Source organism: Pseudomonas sp. EA_65y_Pfl1_P113 (assembly GCF_963970525.1).
GTDB lineage: Bacteria > Pseudomonadota > Gammaproteobacteria > Pseudomonadales > Pseudomonadaceae > Aquipseudomonas > Aquipseudomonas tritici.
Window position 1 is genome coordinate 90,919 of record NZ_CAXAQM010000011.1, and the last position, 25,399, is coordinate 116,317.

The 25,399-nt window shown below is 60.8% G+C and carries 15 protein-coding genes and 2 pseudogenes; 5 read left to right on the top strand and 12 right to left on the bottom strand.

What is annotated here, in order from left to right; genetic code table 11:
* Positions 1–6 precede the first annotated feature (6 nt).
* From AACY52_RS12900 to glnE, 8 genes are all read right to left on the bottom strand, one after another.
* Positions 7–1,452 (bottom strand): lipopolysaccharide kinase InaA family protein, encoded by a 1,446-nt coding sequence (locus AACY52_RS12900; RefSeq protein WP_339415606.1) that lies wholly within the window; start codon positions 1,450–1,452, stop codon positions 7–9.
* The gene (locus AACY52_RS12905; protein ID WP_339415605.1) at positions 1,452–2,204 is read right to left on the bottom strand and encodes a lipopolysaccharide kinase InaA family protein; all 753 of its coding nucleotides are present in this window, start codon (positions 2,202–2,204) and stop codon (positions 1,452–1,454) included. Before AACY52_RS12905 ends, AACY52_RS12900 begins: the two co-directional genes overlap by 1 nt.
* Positions 2,201–2,935: a lipopolysaccharide kinase InaA family protein gene (locus AACY52_RS12910; protein WP_339415604.1), complete on the bottom strand. Its 735-nt coding sequence runs from the start codon at positions 2,933–2,935 to the stop codon at positions 2,201–2,203. Before AACY52_RS12910 ends, AACY52_RS12905 begins: the two co-directional genes overlap by 4 nt.
* Complete coding sequence (rfaP, locus tag AACY52_RS12915) at positions 2,935–3,741, bottom strand: lipopolysaccharide core heptose(I) kinase RfaP (protein ID WP_339415603.1); 807 nt, start codon at positions 3,739–3,741, stop codon at positions 2,935–2,937. The genes AACY52_RS12910 and rfaP overlap by 1 nt, the downstream gene beginning before the upstream one ends.
* Positions 3,738–4,862 (bottom strand): glycosyltransferase family 4 protein, encoded by a 1,125-nt coding sequence (locus tag AACY52_RS12920; protein WP_339493308.1) that lies wholly within the window; start codon positions 4,860–4,862, stop codon positions 3,738–3,740. The genes rfaP and AACY52_RS12920 overlap by 4 nt, the downstream gene beginning before the upstream one ends.
* The gene (waaC, locus tag AACY52_RS12925; RefSeq protein WP_339415601.1) at positions 4,862–5,923 is read right to left on the bottom strand and encodes a lipopolysaccharide heptosyltransferase I; all 1,062 of its coding nucleotides are present in this window, start codon (positions 5,921–5,923) and stop codon (positions 4,862–4,864) included. The genes AACY52_RS12920 and waaC overlap by 1 nt, the downstream gene beginning before the upstream one ends.
* Position 5,924: 1 nt before the next feature.
* Positions 5,925–6,959 (bottom strand): lipopolysaccharide heptosyltransferase II, encoded by a 1,035-nt coding sequence (waaF, locus tag AACY52_RS12930; RefSeq protein WP_339415600.1) that lies wholly within the window; start codon positions 6,957–6,959, stop codon positions 5,925–5,927.
* 220 nt (positions 6,960–7,179) lie between these two features.
* The gene (gene glnE / locus AACY52_RS12935; protein ID WP_339427264.1) at positions 7,180–10,119 is read right to left on the bottom strand and encodes a bifunctional [glutamate--ammonia ligase]-adenylyl-L-tyrosine phosphorylase/[glutamate--ammonia-ligase] adenylyltransferase; all 2,940 of its coding nucleotides are present in this window, start codon (positions 10,117–10,119) and stop codon (positions 7,180–7,182) included.
* Positions 10,120–10,502: 383 nt separating this feature from the next.
* On the opposite strand from glnE, the gene aceE reads away from it, so the two are divergent.
* The 4 genes from aceE to msrA all read left to right on the top strand — a co-directional run bounded on the left by aceE (position 10,503) and on the right by msrA (position 18,530).
* Positions 10,503–13,148: a pyruvate dehydrogenase (acetyl-transferring), homodimeric type gene (gene aceE / locus AACY52_RS12940; protein ID WP_339415598.1), complete on the top strand. Its 2,646-nt coding sequence runs from the start codon at positions 10,503–10,505 to the stop codon at positions 13,146–13,148.
* Between the two features lie 11 nt (positions 13,149–13,159).
* On the top strand, positions 13,160–14,803 hold the full coding sequence (gene aceF, locus AACY52_RS12945; RefSeq protein ID WP_339529784.1) for a dihydrolipoyllysine-residue acetyltransferase: 1,644 nt from the start codon (positions 13,160–13,162) through the stop codon (positions 14,801–14,803).
* A gap of 316 nt (positions 14,804–15,119) precedes the next feature.
* Complete coding sequence (locus tag AACY52_RS12950; protein ID WP_339415596.1) at positions 15,120–17,810, top strand: EAL domain-containing protein; 2,691 nt, start codon at positions 15,120–15,122, stop codon at positions 17,808–17,810.
* Positions 17,811–17,882: 72 nt separating this feature from the next.
* Positions 17,883–18,530 (top strand): peptide-methionine (S)-S-oxide reductase MsrA, encoded by a 648-nt coding sequence (gene msrA, locus AACY52_RS12955; RefSeq protein WP_065875274.1) that lies wholly within the window; start codon positions 17,883–17,885, stop codon positions 18,528–18,530.
* 79 nt (positions 18,531–18,609) lie between these two features.
* Here msrA and AACY52_RS12960 read toward each other — a convergent pair whose 3' ends face one another.
* Complete coding sequence (locus tag AACY52_RS12960; protein WP_339415595.1) at positions 18,610–19,446, bottom strand: 23S rRNA (adenine(2030)-N(6))-methyltransferase RlmJ; 837 nt, start codon at positions 19,444–19,446, stop codon at positions 18,610–18,612.
* A 249-nt stretch (positions 19,447–19,695) separates the two neighbouring features.
* On the opposite strand from AACY52_RS12960, the gene AACY52_RS12965 reads away from it, so the two are divergent.
* Positions 19,696–20,973, top strand: coding sequence for an O-acetylhomoserine aminocarboxypropyltransferase/cysteine synthase family protein (locus AACY52_RS12965; RefSeq protein WP_339415594.1), 1,278 nt, complete (start codon positions 19,696–19,698; stop codon positions 20,971–20,973).
* Here AACY52_RS12965 and AACY52_RS12970 read toward each other — a convergent pair.
* The 3 genes and pseudogenes from AACY52_RS12970 to putP form a co-directional block, all read right to left on the bottom strand.
* Positions 20,959–21,642, bottom strand: a pseudogene (locus AACY52_RS12970) (DUF4123 domain-containing protein). The gene AACY52_RS12965 and the pseudogene AACY52_RS12970 sit on opposite strands and share 15 nt — an antisense overlap.
* 27 nt (positions 21,643–21,669) lie before the next feature.
* Positions 21,670–23,645, bottom strand: a pseudogene (locus tag AACY52_RS12975) (type VI secretion system tip protein VgrG).
* 204 nt (positions 23,646–23,849) lie between these two features.
* Positions 23,850–25,334, bottom strand: coding sequence for a sodium/proline symporter PutP (putP, locus tag AACY52_RS12980; RefSeq protein WP_339415593.1), 1,485 nt, complete (start codon positions 25,332–25,334; stop codon positions 23,850–23,852).
* Between the last annotated feature and the right edge of the window lie 65 nt (positions 25,335–25,399).

The window sequence follows — 25,399 nt, forward strand, 5'->3', positions numbered from 1 at the left end:
CGGCCTTCAGGCCTCGATCTGTTTGGGCAGGCGCTGATCAATCAGTTGATACAACGCACTGTCCTGCGGCCAATTACGCATGAACCGCGCGCGGTCCCTGGCAAACGCCGGGGCGAAGCTGGCTTGGGTGCTGTGTTGGCGCATGGCATCCAGGTCGATCAACGACCAGCGATCCTTGTCCCAGAACAGGTTATGCCCCTTGAAGTCGCCATGGCTGATGCGCTCGCGGATCAGCTCGGCGAACAGGTGATCCAGGGCGAGCAGTTCGTTCTCCGGCGCGTCACCGCTCTCAATGTAAGGCGCAAAGCGCTCGATGATGTCCGGCCCCGGCAGGAATTCGGTAATCAGGTAAGCGCGACCGCGCAGGCCGAAAAAGCGCTTTTCCAGCACAGCCAGCGGCTTGGGCGTAGCGATACCGAGGAACACCAGGCGATTGCCTTCACGCCAAGAATGCCAGGCACGGCTTGGGCGCCAGAAGCGCTTGAACCAGTGAGCAAAGCTCTTGATGTTGTAACGTTTGATCACCAATGGGCGACCCGCCACTTCGGCCTTGGCCACCGTGGCGGTTCCACCGGTCTTGTACAAGTGGCCCTGCTCGAGCAAGGCATCGGCCTGTTCCAGCACCGCCAGCATCGCGACTTCTTCCTCACGACGGGTTACACGCAGGGCAAACGGCCCGCGCAGCACACTGAACAGCGTGCATTCGCGACCGACCTTGTTGAGAAAGTCCTTCAGGCGCCAAGCGCTGACCTTGCGCACCTGTTTCTCCAAGGCCTCCAAGGGCAAAGCGTGCTCGCCGTTGCCCAGCAGGTAATACACCAGCAGCTCTTCGTTAAACGGCTCGAGATGCTTCGGCAATTGGGCGAAAAACACCCCAAGGTTTTCCAGTACGCGGTTGCGCGACAGGGGCTTGCCCGCCTCTTCCACGCGAATCCCGGCACCATCGATCAAATACAGCTTGCCGTCCCGACGCAGCAAGTTGTCCAGGTGCAGGTCTTCCTGCCACAGGCCTTTAGTGTGCATCAGGGCAATAGCACCCAATGCCTCGGCAAGCACCGCAGTTTGCTCGTCAGCCAAGGGCGGCAGACCTTCGACCGCGTGCCAGGCGTCCGCCAAGCTCTCGGCGCCTTCGATAAATTCGAACAACAGCCAACCGCCCTCGCCTTCCTGCAAGCCATCGGCCAGCAACAACGGTGTGGTCAGGCCTTGCTCGGCGAGCAGGCGCACGCCATTGAGTTCACGCTGAAAGTGCCGCGCCGCCTTGCTGCCCACCAGCAACTTGGCCAGCACCGGACGCCCGCGCCACACCGCTGCGCCTACGTAGCGCTCGCCCGGCAGCACACGCAACAGGCTCAGCAGTTGCAACTGGCCTGGGCCCGCCGCATCGACCAGTTCAATCGTCAGCGGCAGGGTGGGAGTACGGCCGGCGGTTTTCAGCTCGGACAAACGCATCAACGGTTTTCCTTATGGCTACGACGAGCGCCAAGGCGCTGGAACCAAGTGGCGACCAACTCGCTGCCCTCAGGCTGTTCCAGATATGCCGCCAACAGTTGGCGGACCTGCGCATCGGACCATTGTGGTGCGCGACGCAACAACGGCTCCAGATCCTTGACCCGATCACGCCAGCCGAACAGCAGCGGGCGGGTTTTCTCCAGGTCGATCAACTGCGCGGCATAACCGTCACCGGTGGCCTGCAGGAAAATATGCTTGGGGTAGAAACAGCCATGCACTTGGCCGACGCTGTGCAGTCGGCGTGCGAGTTGGCCACAGGCCAGCAGGATCGCGCGGTGCTGGGCATCGCTCAGTGAAGGCCACTGCTCCAGCAACGAATCCAGGTCATTCCAGCCGTCCAGGGCGCGGGTCAGCAGCATCGCGCGGTGTTCGCCAGCGACTTTTCGCTCCCCGTAGAACGCCGCTTGCAAGGCAGGAATACCGAGCTTGCGGTAACGGCTGATATTGCGGAATTCGCGGGAGAAGCTCGGTTCGCCGAAGGGGCGGTGCAGGCTGCGCGTCAGGTAATTGCTCTGGCGCTTGAGGTAGTAACCGTGGCCGTCGAGCTCCAGGCGAAACACGCTGCTCCAGCCGCCGCGACTGGTATTCGGCTCGTCCACCGCATCCAGTTGTTTGGCCCACAGGGCATCGAACGTCGCCAGGCCGTTGCGCTCCAGCAGCGCACGGTCTTCAGCCGCCAGGAAATCACTCATTCACGTCCCTCGAAAAACTTCACCACGTGGCGAATACGCTGCTTGTCCGAAGCACTCAGGTGCCGGCGCTGACGGTACTGCATGTAGAAGCGCAGGCGCTGGGTGGCGGACAGGTGATACTTGGCCACCTTGTCCAGGCAGGCCAGGTCTTTGGTAATACGGTACTTGAGCCAGAAGCCGCGCCAGAAATCGCCGTTGGGGCAATCGATCAGGTACAGGGTGGTCTGGTCGTCGATCAGCAGGTTGCGCCACTTCAAATCGTTATGGGTAAACCGATGATCGTGCATGGTGCGCGTGTATTCAGCGAGCTGGCGGCTCACCGCGTCGACCCACTTCGGATCGCGCAGGCGTGCATCATTACGCTCGGCCAGCACCGACAGGTCTTCCGTCCTCGGCAACTCGCGGGTGATCATCGCACCACGGTCGTAGGCCAGGCCTTTGCGTTCCAGGCCCCAGGCAACCACGTCGGCAGTGGGAATGCCCCACTTGGCGAAGCGCTTGAGGTTCTGCCATTCGGACTTGACCCGGGGCTTGCCCAGGTAACGCCGCAAGCCCTTGCCGGCGCCGACGTAGCGCTTGACGTAGTAATTGACCCCGCCGCGCTCCACCCGGACCACCTCCGACAGCGGGTCGCGGGTCAGCCGCTCGCCTTGCAGGGCAAAGACGGCTTCGAGGCTTCCAAAATCATCCGCTAGGTGGGCGTAGGCAGGTTCCAGGTTCCAACCCGCCATCAGATCGCATCCCCGTAACGTTGCTTGCGCGCATAGAGCTTGTCGGCCTTGCGCTGCATCAGGCTCAACGACGCCGATTGCTCGGCCAGGATCTGGCGCAGCGGTTGGCGGAAGTAGCCCTTGAGAAAGCGCAGCTTGTCGCGGCGGGTCAGGCCGATTTCCAGCGCCGAGTAGTACAGCGCCGACAGGTCCTTGTCGCGCCAGCGCAGCGGCAGATGGGCCCGCAATTGGGCACGGTGCAGGTCGATCACCGACAGCTTGATCGTGCTGGCATCAATGGGCTTCGAGGTGTCCAGCAGAAAGTGGCACAGGTAGCAGTCGCGGTGATTGACGCCACCTCGGTGCATATCACCGACCATGCGCGCCAGCTCAGCCGTCAGGGCGTGGCGCAACGCAGGCGCAGGCGGCTCGGCAACCCAATTGATCGTCAGGTCTTCCAGGCTGATCGTCGGCGCCAGCTCTTCGGTGATGATGAACGAATGCTGGTCCGCCGGGTTGCTGCCCTTTTCGCCGAACGCCACGCCGGTCATGGTTGGCACACCCAGTGCCTGCAAACGGTGGATGGCGTCCCACTCCAGGCCGGCGCCGAGCACCGGCAACTTGGCGGTGATCAGGTTCTTGAAGATTTCCGCCCAACCAATGCCGCGATGGATTTTCACGAAAAACGGGCGGCCATCGACCTCGGTGCGCAAGGTGCGACGCGCCGCCAGCTCACGGAATACCTGGCCTTGCAGTTTCTCGACTTCGGCAAAGGCATCAAGCCCGGCCCACAACGTCTTGAACGGTTCGGCAAGAATCAATTTCATCGTTTTGGCTCCGCCAGAATCACATCTGCCGCGTGCTGCGGCATGCTGTAGAGGTCGGCCGTCTCGGCGAAGGCCAACCCATTGCGGCTCCAGGCCGCGCGCTGTGCAGTGTCGGTGAGCATCTGGGCCAAATACTGGTTCAGCTGCGTTTGTTCAAACGGCTCATCCAGTACCAGGCCGCTGTCGGCCTCATGGATGTAGTGGGCATAACCACACACCGCCGAGACCAGCACCGGCAGCCCGGCCACCAGGGCTTCGAGCAATACGGTACCAGTGTTTTCATTGTACGCCGGGTGGATCAACAGGTCGGCGCCCAGCAGGAAGCGCGGGATATCGCTGCGGCCTTTGAGGAACTGCACGTTATCGCCCAGCCCCAACGTGGCGCTCTGCAACTGGAATACCTTGGGGTCGTCCTGGCCGATTACAAACAGGCGCGTGCGTTTTTTCAGCTCCGATGGCAAGGCGGCCACGGCCTTGAGGCTGCGGTCGACGCCCTTGGTCTTGAAGCCGGAGCCTATCTGCACCAGCAACAGATCGTCTGCGCCCAGGTTGAATTCCTTGCGGAAACCTTCGCGAATCTCGGCGGCGTTCGGCGGCGCGCGCCGGTCCTGGGCAATGCCCGGCGGCAGCAAGTGGAAGCGTTCCAGCGGGGTGTCGTAATGCTTGATGAACAGCGGCTGCTGCACTTCGGAAATCATCAGGACTTCGGTCTTGGCATCCTTGGCAAACACCGCGCGCTCGTACTCGGCAAAGTGGCGATAACGGCCAAAGCTTTTGTACAGCGAATGGCGCAGGTTTTGCGCCTTGTCTTCAAAGCAGCCGTCGGCGGCGTAGTACACGTCCAGGCCAGGCATTTTGTTGAAACCAATCAGGCGGTCCACTGGGCGCTTGGCCAGGTCGGCCTCCATCCAGGCGCTGAGTTTCTCGTTGCGCCGATGGTTGAAGAACGCCTTGACCGGCGCCACCAGCACTTCGAAACCGGGCGGGATATCGCCTTCCCAGATCAGCGTGTAGACACGAATCTGATGGCCGCGCTGCTGGCATTCCAGGGCGATGCGCATGAAGTCACGCTGCAGGCCGCCGAAGGGGAAATATTTGTACAGAACAAAAGCCAGTTGCATCAGTGCAGCTCCTCAGCCAATAACAACGTGCTCAGTCGGCTTGCCACACGCTCAGGGTTCAGGCGAGTGAAGCACAGGGGCGACTCGCGCGTGATGTCGAAGCGACGCAGGTCGTCGGCCGTCGGTTGATAGGTACAGTGCTTTTGCAGGCAAGGCGCGCAGGGGAAGTCGCTGGCCAGGTGAATCTGGCCCTTGCCATAGGCACCAGTGAGGCCAGGGTTGGTCGGGCCGAACAGGGAAATGGTCGGCACGTCCAGCGCAGCAGCCAGGTGACCGAGACCGGTGTCCACCGCCACGCAGGCGCGGGCGCCGGCCAATACGCGGGCGACACCGGCCAGGTTCAGCTTGGGCAGCACTTCGGCGTTTTGCAGGCCCTGGGCCAAGCGTTCGGCGCGGGCTTTTTCGGCGGCGTTGCCCCAGGGCAATTTCACGTCCACACCCAGGCGCCCCATGCGTTCGGCCAGCTCGCGCCAGTAGGTTTCGGGCCAGTGCTTGGTGTCCCAGGTGGTGCCGTGCAGCAGCAGGACGAAGGGCTTTTTCGGCGGTAGGCCGAGCAGCTTGTCGACGCTCAGGCCATAGTCGCCCAAGCCTTTGGGCAAGTCATAACCCAGCGCCACGGCGAACAGTTGGCGCAAACGCTCCACCGCATGTTGCCCGGGGGCCACGGCCAGGCGCCGGGAGTAGAAGCGTGCTGCGAACGGCTCGCGGGCCGAGTGCTTGTCGAAACCGGCTACCGGGGCACGTACATAGCGGGTCAGCCAGGCGCTTTTAAGCAGGCCTTGGGCGTCGATCACCAGGTCGTACTTGGTCGACTGGACCTGCTGCTTGAAGCGCCGCCATTCGCCACTTTTGAGGGTCTGCCAGATGTTTTTGCGCCAGCGACGAATTGCCACCGGGATGACCTTGTCGACCGCCGGATGCCAGGTGGGAATCTCGGCGAAGCCTTCTTCCACGACCCAGTCGAATTGAATGCCGGGGATCGCCCGCGCTGCGTCGGTCAGTGCCGGCAACGCGTGGATCACATCGCCCAGGGATGAGGTCTTGATTACCAGTACGCGCAAACTATCGGACCTCGACCACAGAGCCCTGCAACCGCTGCAAGGCTTCGTTCACCGGTTGCGGCAGCAATTGGCGCATGCAGTTGTAGTGACCGAAACGGCAAGTGCGCTCAAAGCACGGACTGCACTCCAGGCCCAGGCGCACGACTTCGACCTTATCGGCCAAAGGCGGGGTGAAACCAGGGGAAGTGGAGCCGTACACCGCCACCAATGGGCGGTTCAGCGCGGCGGCGACGTGCATCAGGCCGGAGTCGTTGGACACCACCGAATCGGCGCAGGACAGCAGGTCGATGGCCTCGGCCAGGGACGTGTCACCACTGAGGTTGACCGACTCTTCGCGCAGGCCGGGAATCAGGCGCTGGCGAATATCTTCACCCACCGGATGATCCTTCTTCGAACCAAACAACCACACCTGCCAACCTTCGCGGATCTTGGCCTCGGCGACCTTGGCGTAGTGTTCCGACGGCCAGCGCTTGGACTCGCCAAACTCGGCCCCTGGGCACAGCGCCAGGACCGGACGGTCGAGTTGCAGGCCGAACTTGACCAGGGCGGCGTCGCGGCTGACCGGGTCGATCTGCAGGCTCGGGCGCGGATACGGCTTGGGCAACTCGGCACCCGGCTCATACGCCAGGGCCATGAAGCGCTCGATCATCAGCGGGTAGCGGGATTTGTCCAACCTGCGCACATCATTGAGCAGCACGTAGCGAAACTCGCCGCGCCAGCCGGTGCGTTTGGGGATGCCGGCAAAATACGGCACCAGCGCCGACTTGAGGGAGTTGGGCAACAGGATCGCCTGGTTGTATTCGCCCGCCAGGGATTTACCGATGCGGCGGCGGGTCGCCAACTCCAGGGCACCGTGACCGAGCGGGAAGCTCAAGGCCTTGCGCACCTCGGGCATGCGCTCAAGGATCGGCCGGCTCCACTCAGGGGCGAGCACGTCGATCTGGCAGTCTGGGTAGCGCATGCGCAGGCACTGAAACAGTGTCTGCGCCATCACCATGTCACCGACCCAGCTGGGCCCAACGATCAGAATATTCATGTAGTTTCCACAAACGATGCGGGGAGGCTTATGCCTCCCCGCCTCGATAATGACTATAAGACCGGGTTTGTGTGAACACCGGTTTGTGTGGGAGCGGGCTTGCTCGCGAAGGCATCACCGCAGCCCGATAGACAGACCGCAGCGCCTGCTCCGCGAGCAAGCCCGCTCCCACATAAAGCCGGTTTCCACATCAGATCGGCGTCGCTCAATTCATCAAGTTTCAGCTTAACCCCAGTTCTTTCCAGATTCGCATCACCTGGCGCCGCTCGTCGGCGAACTGATCCCCGGCCACCGTACCGGCCTCGTTTTGCAAGGCCTGGCGGTGCGCGGCGGAACGGTAGGCCTTATACACCTCACGCAGCAGGTGGGCATCGGCGGCGGGCATCAAGCCCACCTGCTCCAGGCCTTCCAGAATGCGGATATTGTCGGTATAGCGCAGCAACGATGGATGTTGCGCAGACCATGCCAAAGCCGCGTATTGCACCATAAATTCAATATCGACGATACCTCCGGCGTCCTGCTTGAGGTCGAACGCCGCCGTGGCTTCGAAGGCATTGGCGCCAGTGCCGGCCGCCGTGGTCTTGGTACCCAGGTTGTCACGCATCTTCGCGCGCATCTCGCTCACCTCCTGGCGCAGCTTCGCCAGATCCCGCTCCCGCCCCAACACTTTAGCCCGGACCCGTTCGAACCCATGCCCCACATCCTGGCTACCGACCAGCACCCGCGCACGGATCAATGCCTGATGTTCCCAGGTCCAGGCTTCATTTTGTTGATAGCGATCAAACGCTCCCAGTGAACTGACCAACAGCCCGGAGGCGCCGGAAGGCCGCAGGCGCATGTCCACTTCATACAGCTGGCCGGAGTTGGTCTGGGTGGTCAGCAGGTGAATGATCCGCTGGCCCAGGCGCGTGAAGAACTGCGCGCCATCAATCGGCTTGGCGCCATCGGTTTCGGCCTGCGGGTCGCCGTCGTGGATAAACACCAGGTCCAAGTCCGAACCATGCCCCAGTTCGATCCCGCCGACTTTCCCGTAACCGACAATAATGAACCCAGGATCGCACAGCGTACCGTCCAACCGCTGCGGCGAGCCGTGGCGCGCGACGGTCTGGCGCCAGGCCAGGGCCAGCACTTGCTCGAGGATGGCCTCGGCGAGCCAGGTCAGGTAGTCGCTGACTTTCATGAGCGGCAAGCTGCCGGCGATTTCAGACGCGGCCACGCGCAGGCGGTGAGCCAACTTGAAGTGACGCAAGGCTTCCATCTGTTGCTCAAGGTCGTCCTCGGGGATGCGCGTCAGGCGCTCGCGCAGCTCAGCCGCAAGCTCCGGCGCCAATGGCGGCTTGAACAAACGGCCTTCGTTAAGCAGCTCATCCAGCAGCAGCGGGAAGCGTGTGATCTGTTCGGCGATCCACGGGCTGGCGGCGCACAGGGTCAACAGGCGACGCAACGCGTCAGGGTTTTCCGTGAGCAGCACCAGATAGGCAGAACGCCGAGCGACCGCTTCCACCAGCGGCAACACACGCTCCAGCACCAGGTCCGGGTTGGCGTGTTCGACAGCCTGGGCGAGCAGACGCGGGATAAATGCATCCAGGCGTTCGCGGCCCAGGCGCTGCATGGCACGCAGTTGGGGGCTGCTGCGCAGGCCGGCCAACACTTTGAGCGCCTTGGTCGCGTCAGTGAACCCGCCTTCGGCCAATTGGCGGCAGGCCGCTTCGTCGTCTTGGGATTCTTCCCACAACGGCAACCACTCACCGCCCACTACCAGTTCGCTCTCTTCACCCTCTTCTTCGTCTGGATCGGCAATCACTTGGCGGAAATGCCAATCCACACGCCCGCGCCAGTACATCAGGCGCTCATGGAACGCGGCCCAGTCGGCGAACCCCAGCATAAAGGCAATGCGCGCCTGATCTTCCGGGTCGTCCGGGAGCATTTGCGTCTGGCGGTCGGCAATCGCCTGGATCGCATGTTCGGTATAACGCAGGAATTCGTAGCCATTGCGCAATTCGGCGATCACCGCCGGCGGCAGGTAACCCTGACCCTCCAGGGTGCCGAGCACCTTGAGCAGCGGCCGCTGTTGCAAGCTGAGGTCGCGGCCGCCATGGATCAGCTGGAAGGCCTGGGCGATAAATTCCACTTCGCGGATACCGCCAGAGCCCAGCTTGATATTCTCGGCCATGCCTTTGCGCCGCACTTCCTGCTGGATCAACTGCTTCATGGTGCGCAGCGCTTCGATGGCGGAGAAGTCCAGATAGCGCCGATAAACGAACGGTCGCAGCATGTCGAGCAGTTGCGCACCCGCCACCTGGTCGCCCGCCACCACCCTCGCCTTGATCATGGCGTAGCGTTCCCAGTCACGGCCCTGGTCTTGGTAGTACTGCTCCAGCGCATTGAAGCTGAGCACCAACGCGCCCGCGGAACCGTAGGGACGCAGGCGCATATCGACGCGGAACACAAAGCCGTCAACCGTCATCGGGTCGAGGGCCTTGATCAGTTTTTGACCAAGACGGATGAAAAATTCCTGGTTGTCCAGGGAGCGTTTAACACCGACGGTTTCGCCGCCTTCGGGATACGCGAAGATCAGGTCGATATCCGACGACAGGTTCAGCTCCACCGCGCCGAGCTTGCCCATGCCGAGGATGACCATGTGCTGCGGCTCGCCGCTGCGCCGGCCGGTAGGCGTGCCGAACTGCGCGCAGTGGCGCTGGTACAGCCACAGGTAGGCCTGGTCGATGCTCGCGTCGGCCATGTCGGAAAGGTCTTGGCAGGTTTGCACCAGGCCCGCCTGGCGGGTCAAATCGCGCCAGATGATGCGCACTTGCTGGCGAGTACGCTGGCGACGCAACACACGGCCCAGCTCGTCTTCTGTTTCGGCTTGTTGCACTGCGCCAGCAATTTGCCCGCACAGCTCGCCAGGGGCGAAACCCCGGTCCAGCTCGCCCCAGGCCACCAGCTCGAGCAACATCAAAGGGTCACGAACACTCTGTTCAATGACGAAATCACTGGCGGCGCACACGCGGACGAAATCGGCCCACCGTTGCGGCGTCCACGCAGAAAGTCCATGATCGTCGTCCAGCGCGGCCACGGCGTCACGAAATGACTGCTCGGCCCGCTGGGCTTTTGGCAAGAGAATGGCCGGCAGTTCGGCCAGCATTGGAAGGCTCATGGTCTATCCTTGATCAGCGCGTAAATGGCTTGTTGCTGTGGACGTGATACTGGCGCTACATGAAGGACTGTCGAACAAAGGTTATAAATAGCTGAAAATCTATAGTTGTTGGCAGGGAACATTAAACTTCCACCTTTTCTTGTTCGCAAAAGATCAACAATAACGATTATGCTCACCAGCCAGACCGAGCCATACGCTCAGTCTTGTGTAGTTTTACTACTCGTATATACATTCGAAAGGCTGAAATGGCCGACGATTTGTAGTAAAACTACAGGACGCCGAAGCAACCTTCGGCCATCCAAGAATTTATGTCGTCTGCCCACAAGGCCAGTCGCAAACTTCAGGCAACCGATTCTGGTAGCCTTTCCGCCCTGGAGCAAGCCATGCAAGACCTCGATCCCGTCGAAACCCAGGAATGGCTGGACGCCCTGGAATCGGTTCTCGACAAAGAAGGCGAAGACCGTGCTCACTACCTGATGACCCGTATGGGCGAACTCGCGACCCGCAGCGGCTCGCAACTGCCTTACGCCATCACTACGCCATACCGCAACACCATCCCCGTTACCCACGAAGCACGCATGCCTGGCGACCTGTTCATGGAACGCCGCATTCGCTCGCTGGTACGTTGGAACGCCATGGCGATGGTAATGCGCACGAACTTGAAAGATTCTGACCTGGGCGGTCACATCTCCAGCTTCGCTTCCAGTGCAACTCTGTATGACATCGGCTTCAACTACTTCTTCCAGGCCCCGACCGAGGAACACGGCGGCGACCTGATCTACTTCCAGGGCCACACCTCCCCAGGCGTTTACGCCCGTGCGTTCATGGAAGGCCGCATCACCGAAGACCAGATGAACAACTTCCGCCAGGAAGTGGACGGTGGCGGCCTGTCGTCGTACCCGCACCCTTGGCTGATGCCTGATTTCTGGCAGTTCCCGACCGTTTCCATGGGTCTGGGTCCAATCCAAGCGATCTACCAGGCACGCTTCATGAAGTACCTGGAAGCCCGTGGCTTCATCCCTGAAGGCAAGCAGAAAGTCTGGTGCTTCCTGGGCGACGGCGAGTGTGACGAGCCGGAATCCCTAGGCGCCATCTCCCTGGCTGGCCGCGAGAAGCTCGACAACCTGATCTTCGTCATTAACTGCAACCTGCAGCGCCTCGACGGCCCGGTTCGCGGCAACGGCAAGATCATCCAGGAACTCGAAGGTGTGTTCCGTGGTGCTCAGTGGAACGTGACCAAAGTCATCTGGGGCCGTTTCTGGGACCCACTGCTGGCCAAGGACGTCGACGGTATCCTGCAACGTCGCATGGACGAAGTCATCGACGGCGAGTACCAGAACTACAAAGCCAAAGACGGCGCATTCGTGCGTGAACACTTCTTCAACACGCCAGAACTCAAGGCGATGGTTGCAGACCTGTCCGACGACGAGATCTGGAAACTCAACCGTGGCGGCCACGACCCGTACAAGGTCTACGCGGCGTACCACGAAGCGGTCAACCATAAAGAACAACCCACCGTCATCCTGGCCAAGACCATCAAGGGTTATGGCACCGGTGCCGGCGAAGCGAAGAACACTGCCCACAACACCAAGAAAGTCGATGTCGACAGCCTGAAGTTGTTCCGCGACCGCTTCGACATTCCGGTCAAGGACGAAGAGCTGGAAAACCTGCCGTTCTTCAAGCCTGAGCCAAACAGCGCCGAAGCCCGCTACCTGAGCGAGCGTCGCACTGCACTGGGCGGTTTCGTGCCGCAGCGCCGCGCCAAGAGCTTCAACATCCCGACACCACCGCTGGATACCCTCAAAGCTATCCTGGACGGCTCGGGCGACCGCGAAATCTCCACCACCATGGCCTTCGTGCGGATCCTCGCGCAGTTGGTCAAGGATAAGGAAATCGGTTCGCGCATCGTCCCGATCATCCCGGACGAAGCCCGTACCTTCGGTATGGAAGGCATGTTCCGTCAGTTGGGCATCTACTCCTCCGTCGGCCAACTCTACGAGCCAGTCGATAAAGACCAGGTGATGTTCTACAAGGAAGACAAGAAGGGCCAGATCCTCGAAGAAGGCATCAACGAAGCGGGCGCCATGAGCTCCTTCATCGCTGCCGGTACTTCGTACTCCAGCCACAACCAGCCGATGCTGCCGTTCTACATCTTCTACTCGATGTTCGGCTTCCAGCGTATTGGCGACCTGGCGTGGGCAGCAGGCGACAGCCGTACCCGTGGCTTCCTGATCGGCGGTACCGCCGGCCGGACTACGTTGAACGGTGAAGGCCTGCAACACGAAGACGGTCACAGCCACATCCTGGCTGCCACCATCCCGAACTGCCGCACCTTTGATCCAACCTACGGCTATGAGCTGGCGGTGATCATCCAGGACGGCATGAAGAAGATGACTGAAGAGCAGCAGGACGTTTTCTACTACATCACCGTGATGAACGAGTCCTACCAGCAACCTGCCATGCCGGCCGGTGTTGAAGAAGGCATCATCAAGGGCATGTACCTGCTCGAAGAAGACACCAAGGAAGCGGCGCACCACGTGCAGCTGATGGGCTCCGGCACCATCCTGCGTGAAGTGCGTGAAGCGGCGAAGATCCTGCGTGAAGAGTTCAACGTCGGCGCTGACGTGTGGAGCGTTACCAGCTTCAACGAGCTGCGTCGCGACGGCCTGGCCGTAGAGCGCAGCAACCGTCTGCACCCAGGCCAGAAGCCTGCGAAGAGCTACGTCGAAGAGTGCCTGGCCGGCCGCAAAGGTCCGGTGATCGCCTCTACCGACTACATGAAGCTGTTTGCTGAACAGATTCGCCAGTGGGTCCCGTCCAAGGAATTCAAAGTCCTGGGCACCGACGGTTTCGGCCGCAGTGACAGCCGCAAGAAGCTGCGTCACTTCTTCGAAGTTGACCGTCACTTCGTGGTGTTGGCAGCCCTGGAAGCCTTGGCTGACCGTGGTGAGATCGAACCCAAGGTGGTGGCTGACGCTATCGTCAAGTTCGGGATCAACCCGGAAAAACGCAACCCACTGGACTGCTGAGGAGATTTTTTGTGAGCGAACTCATTCGCGTACCTGACATCGGCAGCGGTGAAGGTGAAGTAATCGAGCTGTTTGTGAAGGTCGGCGACACTGTCGAAGCCGACCAGAGCATCCTGACCCTGGAATCGGACAAGGCGAGCATGGAAATCCCTGCTCCCAAGGCCGGCGTGGTCAAAAGCCTGAAAGTGAAGCTGGGCGACCGCCTGAAAGAAGGCGACGAACTGCTGGAACTGGAAATCGAAGGTGCCGCTGATGCGGCCCCTGCTGCGGCGGCTCCTGCTGCCGCTGCTGCACCTGCACCGGCTGAAAAACCTGCTGCCGAGGCCCCTGCGGCCCCCGCGGCTGCCCCTGCCGCCGCCAGCGTTCAGGACATTCATGTCCCGGACATCGGCTCGTCGGGCAAGGCCAAGATCATTGAGCTGCTGGTCAAGGTCGGCGACACCGTTGAAGCCGACCAATCGCTGATCACCCTGGAGTCCGACAAGGCCTCCATGGAAATCCCTTCGCCGGCTGCCGGCGTGGTGAAAAGCATTGCAGTGAAGTTGGAAGATGAAGTCGGCACTGGCGACTTTATCCTCACGCTGGAAGTGCAAGGCGCTGCACCTGCTGCCGCTCCAGCACCGGCCGCTGCTCCAGCCGCCAAAGCTGAAGCTGCACCGGCTGCCGCTGCACCTGCACCTGCTGCAAAAGCCGAGGCCGCACCGGCCCAAGCGGCTGGCGCACCTGCGCCAAGCGGTGCCAAGGTTCACGCCGGTCCAGCCGTGCGTCAATTGGCCCGTGAATTCGGCGTTGAGCTCAATGCCGTATCGGCAAGCGGCCCTCACGGCCGCGTGTTGAAGGAAGACGTGCAGGTCTACGTCAAATCCATGATGCAAAAAGCCAAGGAAGCGCCGGCTGCCGGTGGCGCTACCGGTGGTTCGGGCATTCCGCCGATCCGCACCGTGGACTTCAGCCGCTTTGGCGAAACCGAAGAAGTGCCGATGACCCGCCTGATGCAAATCGGCGCGTCGAGCCTGCACGCGAGCTGGCTGAACATCCCACACGTGACTCAGTTCGACCAGGCCGACATCACCGACCTGGAAGCTTTCCGCGTTGCGCAGAAAGCCGTGGCCGAGAAGGCTGGCGTGAAACTGACCGTGCTGCCACTGCTGCTCAAGGCGTGTGCGCACCTGCTCAAGGAACTGCCGGACTTCAACAGTTCGCTGGCGCCAAGCGGCAAGGCGATCATTCGCAAGAAATACGTACACATCGGCTTTGCCGTCGACACACCGGAAGGCCTGCTGGTACCGGTCATCAAGAACGTCGATCAGAAGAGCCTGCTGCAACTCGCTGCCGAAGCCGCTGCGCTGGCTGCCAAGGCCCGCGACAAGAAGCTCACCGCAGACGACATGCAAGGCGCATGCTTCACCATCTCCAGCCTCGGTCATATTGGCGGCACTGGCTTCACGCCAATCGTCAACGCGCCGGAAGTGGCGATCCTGGGTGTGTCCAAGGCCACTATCCAGCCTGTGTGGGACGGCAAAGCGTTCCAGCCTAAGCTGATGCTGCCGCTGTCGCTGTCCTACGATCACCGCGTGATCAACGGTGCCGCTGCTGCTCGCTTCACGCAGCGCTTGAGCCAACTGCTGAACGACATCCGCACCATCCTGCTGTAAGCCTCAACGGGCCTCCTCCTCACCGAGGGGGCCTGGCTACACCGATTTCCGAGCGCCACGCTCGTACCTCAACCCCGCCACTTGGCGGGGCTTTTTTTGCCTGTTCCCCGGCAGGAAGCTGGATAAAGAAGACAGGTTTGTACACCTTCCATCATTCCGATTGAAGAAACCCCTCCCGCGGCCGATAACACCCTTATAGCACTTAGCCTTCATCCTCTCTTGTCAGCCCGCGCCGCATGATGCAACCTTGCCGCAGGCAACAGAAAAGAGGGCGTAAGCCCGGCGCCGTGCGCGTTATTTCAAATGAGTCTGCCCCATGAAAAGCCAACCCGATGTCGCCCGAATGGCGGCCGAGGTAGTGACGCAGTTACCGGTGCCTTCGCGCCTCGGTATGCTGCGTTTCGAGCGGCTGAATGAGGCAAGCTGGGCCCTCCTTTACCTCGACCCCAATTGCGAGCGCCAATTCGGTGTGTCGGCCGTTGAGCTGTGTGCCCTGCTCGGCACGCCCTACGCCAGCCTGATGGAACCCCAGGCGCGCTATGAACTGCACGACACCATCCAGCAGCAACTGGCCCTGAGCCCTCACTACTTGGTGCGCTATACCCTGCATACCAATGATGGTCCGCTGAGCCTGCTGGAAATGGGCGAAGCCTATAAACAACACAATCGCCACCTGCTGCGCGGCTACCTGATGGTGGTCGACGGCCTGTTCAGTGAACTCCCCGCTGCCGCTGCCGTGCCCACGGCAGACCTGGAAAACCAGAACAGCCGCCTGCAGATCGCACTAGAGCTCAACCAGCGCGCCCAGCAGGAACAGTTGCAACACCTGGAGCGGGTGCGTGCCCAGCAGGAGTTGATTCTGCTGCTGGCCCGCCAACGCTACACCATCAATAATTCGTTGCAAGAAGCCGCTGAGCTGATCACTCGCAGCGCCTGCGATATCTACCAGATCGACTGCGCCAGCATCTGGAACCTCGAAGGCCAACGGCTGGTGCCCATCTCGGCCTACCACCGCGACGACCAGCAGCACCACCTGCCCGACTCCATTGACGCAAGCTGCTTCCCGGATTACCTCGAAGCCCTGCACACCAGCCGCGCCATTGACGCCACCAACGCCTTGCGCGACCCACGTACCTGGGAAATGGTCGAGAACAAAGACATTCACGCCATGCTCGACGCGAGCATCCGCGTCGATGGCCAGGTCGTCGGCGTGTTGTGCCTGGAACAAAGCAGCTGCACGCGCGCCTGGCAGGCCGATGAAATCGCCTTTGCCGGCGAACTGGCCGATCAGTTCGCGCAAGTCATCAACAACCACAACCGCCGCACTGCCACCAGTGCACTGCACTTGTTCCAGCGTGCCGTGGAACAAAGCGCCAACGCGTTTTTGCTGGTCAACTGCGACGGCGTGGTGGAGTACGTCAACCCGAGCTTTACCGCGATCACCCAGTACAGCGCCGAAGAAGTCCACGGCCACCGCCTGGCCGAATTGCCGGCGCTGGAAAACTTCAGCGAATTACTGTTCGACGCACCGTCGAGCCTGGCCAAGAGCAACAGCTGGCAGGGCGAATTCAAAAGCCGGCGTAAAAACCTCGAACCCTACTGGGGCCAACTGTCAATTTCCAAGGTCTATGGCGATAACCGTGAGCTGACGCACTACATCGGCATCTACGAAGACATCACCCAGACCAAGCTGGCCCAGCAGCGCATCGAGCGCTTGGCCTACACCGACAACTTGACCAACCTGGGCAACCGCCCCTCGTTTATCCGCAACCTGGATGAACGCTTTGCACGTGACAGCGACAGCCCGATCAGCCTGTTGCTGGTGGACATCGATAACTTCAAGCGAATCAACGACAGCCTTGGCCACCAGACCGGTGACAAACTGTTGATCAGCCTGGCGCGCCGCCTGCGCAACAGCCTGAGCGCCAGCGGCAGCCTGGCGCGCTTTGCCAGTAACGAGTTTGCAGTGCTGCTCGACGACACCGATTTGGAGACCGGCCAGCAGGTCGCCAGCCAACTGCTCGCGACCCTCGACAAACCGATGTTCGTCGATAATCAGTTGATCAGCGTCACCGGCTCCGTGGGCCTCGCCTGCGCGCCGCTGCATGGCCGCGATCCGCAAACCCTGATGCGCAACGCCGGCCTGGCCCTGCACAAAGCCAAGGCCAACGGCAAACACCAGGTGCAAGTGTTTACCGAAGCCCTGAATGCCGAAGCCAGCTACAAACTGTTCGTGGAAAACAACCTGCGCCGCGCCCTTACCCAGAACGAGTTGGACGTGTTCTACCAACCCAAGCTGTGCCTGCGTAGCGGTCGCCTATTGGGCATGGAGGCGCTGCTGCGCTGGAACCACCCGGAAAAGGGCATGATCCGTCCCGACCAGTTCATCAGCGTGGCTGAAGAAACCGGGCTGATCATTCCCATCGGCAAATGGATTGCGCGCCAGGCCTGCCGCATGAGCAAGCAACTGAGTGCCGCCGGCATGGGCAATCTGCAGGTGGCGATCAACCTGTCGCCCAAGCAGTTCTCTGACCCGGACCTGGTCGCGTCGATTGCCACGATCCTCAAGGAAGAACAACTGCCGGCCAACCTTCTGGAACTGGAGCTGACCGAAGGTTTGCTGCTGGAAGCCACCGAAGACACGCGCTTGCAACTCGATCAGCTGAAAAGCTTTGGCCTGACACTGGCCATGGATGACTTCGGCACCGGTTACTCGTCGCTGAGCTACTTGAAAAAATTCCCCATCGACATCATCAAGATTGATCGCAGCTTTATCCACGAAATCCCGGATAACCAGGACGACATGGAAATCACCTCGGCGGTGATCGCCATGGCCCACAACCTCAAGCTCAAGGTCGTGGCCGAGGGCATTGAGACGGCCGAGCAACTGGCGTTCCTGCGCCGGCACCGTTGCGATGTCGGCCAGGGCTACCTGTTTGACCGGCCGATCCCCGGAGCAGAGCTGCTCGAGAAGCTCAAACGCTATCCGCGCGGGCCAATCGCCTGACAGCGCTGTAACACTCGGGCACACTGGCGGTCTGACGTCTTATCCAATTCAACCTGACTGAGAGGACTGATCATGGTCTTGCGCTCGGAAATTCTGGTGAACAAAAACGTGCTGCCTACTCAAGAACAAGCTTTGCCTGGTCGTGAAACCCCAATGACGCTGCCAGAGACTCATTTCGTCAACGGCAACCCGCTGCTGGGCCCGTTCCTCGATGACGTCGGTTTTGCGATCTTCGGCCTGGGTTGTTTCTGGGGCGCCGAGCGCAAGTTCTGGGAGCGCGATGGCGTGGTCAGCACCGTGGTGGGTTACGCCGGCGGCTACACGCCGAACCCGACCTATGAAGAAGTCTGCTCAGGCCTGACCGGCCACAGCGAAGTAGTGCTGGTGGTGTATGACCAAGCCAAAGTGAAATACGAAGACCTGCTGAAGATGTTCTGGGAACTGCACAACCCAACCCAGGGCATGCGTCAGGGGAATGATATTGGCAGCCAGTACCGCTCGGTGATCTATGCGACCACGCCGGAGCAGTTGGCGGCGGCGCAAGCCAGTGCTGATGCCTATCAGGCTGAATTGACCAAGGCCGGCCTGGGTGAGATCACGACGGAAATCGAAGAAGCGCCGACGGTGTACTTCGCCGAGACGTATCACCAGCAGTACCTGGCGAAGAACCCGCAGGGCTACTGCGGGATTGGCGGTACAGGCGTGAGCTGTCCGATCTGAAGATCGGAGCTGCAAGTTTCAAGCTGTAAGCTGCAAGTAAAAGCAGCAACCACCACTTGCAGCTTGAAACTTGCAGCTTTCATTCAGCAATAAGCCAATCCATCTGCCACCCGCCCTGGGTCTGCCCGAGCTTCTTCGACAACCACGGCAGCAGCTCACGCAATTCCTCCTCCAGGCCCCACGGCGGGTTGGCGATCGCCAGGCCCGAGCCGGTCAGGGTGTTGGGCGTGTCCAGCGGATGCACCAGCAACTCCACACGCAACAACTTCGGCGCACCGGTGCCGGCCAGGTCCTGGTAGAAACGGCGCAACAGGCGCTGGTCCTTCACCGGGTACCAGATGGCCGCGACGGTCTGGCGCATGCGGCTCACGGCTTCCTTGAGGGACGCCGCGCAACGTTGCATCTCGTCGAGCTTCTCGAACGGCGGATCAATCAGCATCAGCGCACGCTTTTCCGGCACCGGCAGCAAGGCACGTGGCACATGCCAGCCTTCGCCCAAGTGCACCTTGACCCGGCGATCACCTTTCATGTTGTCCTTGAGCAGCAGACCGTCTTCCGGATGCTTTTCATTGAGCAGTACGCGGTCCTGTGGACGCGTGAGGCGCCGCGCCAGCTCCGGCGAGCCCGGGTAGTAGCGCAACTCGCCATCCGGGTTCATCTCATGCAGCACACGCATATAATCGGCGGTCAGCGGCGGCAGGTCACTTTCGCCCCACAGGCGCGCGATGCCTTCCAGGTATTCACCGGTGCGGTTGGCCTGGTCGCCCTGCAGGTCGTACAGACCGATGCCGGCGTGGGTATCGAGGTAGGTGAACGGCTGCTCCTTGCGCGACATCAGGGCGATGAGGCGGGTCAAGGTCAGGTGTTTGAAGACATCGGCGTGGTTGCCGGCGTGAAAGGCGTGACGATAATTCATGGTTGCTCCTGCGCAGGGGGCGAAGTTTACCTTTTACGCGGGCGTTGGTGCAGTGCGGCTTGCCGGACGGTGCTTATGTCAAAAGCACAGGCGTTATGCCGAAAATGATCTAGCGGGTTATGTGGGAGCGGGCTTGCCCGCGATGCAGGCGCTGCGGTATTACCAACTACCGCGGTGATGCTATCGCAGGCGAGCCAGCTTGCACCTTGCAGCGGGTGCCCACAGAGTCCAGGGAGGTCAATAATTTTCATGAAAGACGCCACCATCGCATTGCACCACGGCTTCAAGTCCGACCCAACCACCAAGGCCGTCGCCGTACCGATCTACCAGAACGTCGCGTTCGAATTCGATAACGCCCAGCACGGCGCCGATCTGTTCAACCTGGACGTGCCTGGCAATATCTACACGCGAATCATGAACCCCACCAATGACGTGCTGGAGCAGCGTGTCGCCGCCCTTGAAGGCGGTATCGCCGCCCTGGCCGTGTCGGCCGGCAGCGCCGCAATCCACTACGCGATCCAGACCCTCACCCGGGCCGGCGACAATATCGTCACCACCCCGCAACTCTACGGCGGCACTTACACCCTGTTCGCACACTTGCTGCCAAGCTTTGGCGTCGACGTGCGTTTCGCCCGCGACGACTCCGCCGAAGCCATCGCCGAACTGATCGATGACAACACCAAGCTGGTGTACTGCGAAAGCATCGGCAACCCAGCCGGCAATATCGTCGACCTGGAAGCCTTGGCCAAGGTGGCCCACGCCCGAGGCGTGCCGCTGATGGTGGATAACACCGTGGCCACGCCGATCCTGTGCAAACCGATCCAGTTTGGTGCCGATATCGTGGTGCACTCGGTGACCAAGTACATCGGTGGCCACGGCAATTCACTGGGCGGTGTGATCGTCGACAGTGGCACCTTCCCCTGGACCGACTACCCAGAGAAATTCCCCGGCCTCAACACCCCGGAGCCCGCGTATCACGGCGTGGTCTACACGGAAAAATTCGGCCCTGCCGCCTTCATCGCCCGCGCCCGCACCGTACCGCTGCGTAACACCGGCGCGGCGCTGGCCCCCATGAACGCCTTTCTCCTGCTGCAAGGCCTGGAAACCCTGGCCTTGCGCATGGAACGCCATACCGAAAACGCCCTGAAAGTTGCGCAATTCCTGCAAGACCACGCGGATGTCGAGTGGGTCAGCTACGCCGGCCTGCCAGACCATCCCCATCACGTATTGGCGCAGAAATATATGCAGGGTAAACCGTCGGCGATCCTGTCGTTTGGCCTAAAGGGTGGTTACGAGGCCGGTGTGCGCTTCTACGACGCGCTGCAAATCTTCAAGCGGTTGGTAAATATCGGCGATGCCAAATCCCTGGCCTGTCACCCCGCCTCTACCACCCATCGGCAGATGAGCGAGCGGGAACAAGCCAAGGCCGGCGTGAAGCCGGAGATGATTCGCCTGTCAGTCGGTATCGAGGCGATTGAAGACCTGATCGAAGATCTGCAGCAGGCACTGGGTTCAACTCAGCTCTGAGGCCAGATAGCCGGCCAGCGCCTGATGGCTGACATCCGGACCGCGCGAAAAGTAGACGACCTTGTGCTGCAAGGTCGTGGGCGTGAAGGCGGTGTAGAGGTGGGGGCGCTGCTCTTCCAGCCATTGCAGCAAGTTGCCGATAAGAGTCTGCGGCGATTGCCCGGCCAGGTGTTCCAATAACGGTGCAGGCACCCGCCACCACGGGCTGGCTTTAGCCGCCGTGACCGGGCCAGTCGCAACGGTCAGCGACTGGCCACTGATCAGGTAATGCTGGAATACCGGCAACACCTCGCCACCCACTTGCTGCAGGATGGGTAGCATCTGATCGCCATCCCATAAACGCAAAAACACCTCCTGGCCATCGGGCAGGTACACCTTGGTCAAGCCTTGAAGATGTGCCACCACACTGTCCAACGAGCTCAACGAAAGGGCCAGCCACCCTCAATCCGTTGCGTCAGTGGAGGCGGCCCAATCGAGGAAAGGGCTGCCCGGCTCGACGATACCCACGTAGGGCATTACCTCTTCCCATTTCTCGTAGGCGGTGCCAGCCCAAATGGGTTGCAGTGGGGCGCCGACGGCAAGCGCTCTCCAAGCCTCCAAGGGCTTGGCGTCGCTGGCAGCGCCCAGTACCGCGAAGAGCTGTTCACCAGCAAGCAAGGGTTGATGCATCGACGTAAATTCCTTTTAAAGTGGAGGTCAGGTGAGATCACACTGGCCGTTTTTACAACGCTCACACTCTTCGCAAAACGGCGCGCTGCGCTTCAGGCTGGCAATTTGCACACGACTCAGCGGTGCAGGAATCACGGCCAGCAACTTCTCTTTCACGCCAGGAATCAACGGCGCGGATGTCGGAACGGCGGAGCCGCCGAGCTGAATCGGTACGCTGCTGAAAATTCCGCCCGCAGACAGCGTGATCGACTGCCCACCCGCCTGAATCGTGACGGTCGCGCCCGCATCAATGACAACGCTTTGCCCTGCCCCCATCTGGATGGTCTGCCCGGCGCGCACCTGCTGTGAGCCGCCAACCACCAGATGGTCGTCCTGCTTGAGGTCGGTCACGCGGTTGCCATGGGTTATGCGCTGCTCTTCGCCTTGCTGTTCATGGTGCGACTCACCGCCCACCTTCACCCGATGGTCATGCAGCACATGCTGCGTCCAATCACGCTGGGCACGCAGGTAGATTTCCTCGGCCCCCTTGCGATCCTCAATGCGTAGCTCGTTGTAGCCTCCCCCACCTGGGCTGCTCTGGCTGCGGAAAATGCTGCGGGTCTTGTCCGCCGGCAGGTCGAGGGGCACCTGTGTTGCGGCGCTTGCCAGGCAGCCCACCACCAGTGGCATGTCCAGGTCGCCATTGACGAAGCCCACCAGCACTTCCATGCCGACTCGCGGGATCACGACCGACCCATAACGATCATGCGCCCAGGCGCTGGCAACCCGCAGCCAGCAACTGGAATGGTCGTTATGCTCTGCGGCACGATCCCACGCCAACTGCACCTTGACCCGGCCGTATTCATCACAATGAATTTCACTGTCGACGGGGCCGGTCACCGTTGCGTTTTGATAGCCAGCAATGCTCGGGCGAGGCTGCTCTGGCATTGGCGGCCGGAAAATCACATCCCACGGGGCGGCGGCGAATTCGTTGCGATAGCCCTGGCGAAAATCCCCGCCCGACACCTCGGTTACAAGCTCTTCCAGTACCTGGGGCTGCTTGCCCTCATGGGTTACTTTCGTCACCAGCCACAAGGCGTTCCAGTCTTCGCGCGGGTGACCGGCGAGCCTGAGGAACCGTCCGCTGACCAGAGCAGGTTCATCACCACTGCCACAGGCGACACGATAGTCGCTGCGATGACGCTCCAGGCCACGCTGTGCGAGGTATTTGCCATGGGCACGGTCGCTGAAGTGGCCGGGATAATCCTGCGCTTCGAGCTTGGGTAACTGCTCGCCAGACACCGCGCTTTCCAGCGCCAGGCTGGGTTTGCGAAAGTCATAGTCGCGCAGGTTGATTGCCGTGGCGCGCGTCTGCACCTGCACCGTAAACCGCTTGATCGCCGGGGTGTCCGCGACCATCCCGGAACCGGGAGTGTAAGGAGTAGGCTGATCCGCCTGGACAAAAACCGTCTGGTCATCGCCAAATACCAGCACATGCGCCTCGGCCGAATGCTGGAAGTGATAGTGAATGCCCAACTCGGCACACAGCCGCTGAATGAAGGCCAGATCAGTTTCGCCAAACTGCACGCAATACTCGCGCTCGGGGTAGGTGCCGCTGAGCCGGCACTCGAAGCGGTCGCTCTGGATCCCCTGCCCCTCCAGCACCTGCGCAACAATCTGCGGTACTGTCTTGTGCTGGAAAATACGCTGGTGACTGCTGTGCGCCAGATAGGCGAGCTGCGGTACAAGCGTCATTTGATAACGCGTCAGTCGGCGCCCTGAATCACCTTGCGCCACTCGGTGAACCAGACCATGAACGCCATGGCCACGATCATCAAATCCGAGATACACCGGGTGATGCAGCAGACTTTCCAGGTCTAGATCGGGCTGCTCGGCGACCAGTTCGAGTTCAAAACGGTAGGGTTGGCTGATGGACTCACACCCATGAACTCGAACACCTTGAGTTCACTGGGCTCCCCATCGAGGGTCAGGGTGAAGGCACTTTGATTGGCAGGAGCGAACATCCGGTGTTTCTCTGCGAGGGATAGGTGGCAGATTCTGCACCACCGTTTCACCTTGCTGAACACACCCCAAACAAATCAGTAAAACCCTACATGCACGCGCCAGAGCTTTCTTCAGTCCGACGTAAAGCACTCACAAAAAAAGGCCCGCCATCCGTAGGACGCGGGCCTTTTTTTCATTTCGTAGGGCGCTTCACGCCCGTCGAATTACTTATTGAGGTTGTAGTCTTTTTCCGCCGCATCAAAGCGCTCAACCATGCCCGCAGTCGGTGCGCCCATCTTGCTCACGAAGTAAATCGCGAGGCTGGCGAAGATGAAGCCAGGGATGATTTCGTACAAACCCAGCAATTCGAATTGTTTCCACACGATCACGGTGATCGCGCCGACCAGGATACCGGCCAGTGCGCCGTCGCGGGTCATGCCTTTCCAGATTACCGAGATCAGCACCACAGGACCGAACGCAGCGCCGAAGCCAGCCCAGGCGTAGCTCACCAAGCCCAATACACGGTTTTCCGGGTTGGCAGCCATGCCGATGGCGATCAGGGCAACCAGCAGCACCATCAGGCGACCGACCCATACCAGCTCAATCTGGGAGGCGTTTTTGCGCAAGAAGGTTTTGTAGAAGTCTTCGGTCAGGGCGCTGGAACACACCAGCAATTGGCAGCTCAAGGTGCTCATCACGGCAGCCAGGATGGCCGACAGCAGCACACCGGCAACCCATGGGTTGAACATCAGCTTGGCCAGCTCAATGAACACACGTTCGTGGTTCTCGGTCACAGGACCTGCCACTTCCGGATGCGCCGAGAAGTAAGCGATGCCGAAGAAACCCACCGCCACGGTGCCGGCCAGGCACAGGATCATCCAGGTCATGGAGATGCGACGTGCCTTGGCAATTGACTTCACCGAATCCGCCGCCATGAAACGCGCAAGGATGTGCGGCTGGCCGAAGTAACCCAGGCCCCAGCCCATCAGCGAGACGATGCCGATGAAGGAGGTGTTTTTCAGCATGTTGAAGTTGTCAGGGTTCTTGGCTTCGATCGCCAGGAAGGCGGTGTCAACGCCCCCGGTGGCGAGCAGCACGATGATCGGCGTAAGAATAAGCGCGAAGATCATCAGCGTGGCTTGTATGGTATCGGTCCAGCTCACTGCCAGGAAACCACCGACGAAGGTGTAGGCAATGGTCGCTGCAGCACCGGCCCACAGCGCGGTCTCGTAGGACATGCCGAAGGTGCTTTCGAACAGGCGTGCACCGGCCACGATGCCGGAGGCGCAGTAAATGGTGAAGAACACCAGGATCACCACGGCGGAGATGATCCGCAGCAGGCCGCTTTTATCTTCGAAACGGCTGGAGAAGTAATCCGGCAGGGTCAGGGCGTCACCGTTGTGCTCGGTCTGGACCCGCAGGCGACCGGCGACGAACAGCCAGTTGAGGTAGGCACCGACGATCAAGCCGATGGCGATCCAGCTTTCCGACAGGCCGGACATGTAGATTGCGCCCGGCAGGCCCATCAACAACCAGCCGCTCATATCGGAAGCGCCGGCCGACAAGGCAGTCACCACGCTACCGAGGCTACGGCCGCCCAGGATGTAATCGGAAAGGTTGTTGGTGGAGCGATAGGCTATGAAGCCGATCAGTACCATTGCTGCGATATAGATCACGAATGTGATCAGGGTTGGATTACTAACGCTCATAAGAGTGACGCCCTGGCTTTGTTTTTATGTAGCGACGGTCTGTCAGACGACCACCCACTAAGAGT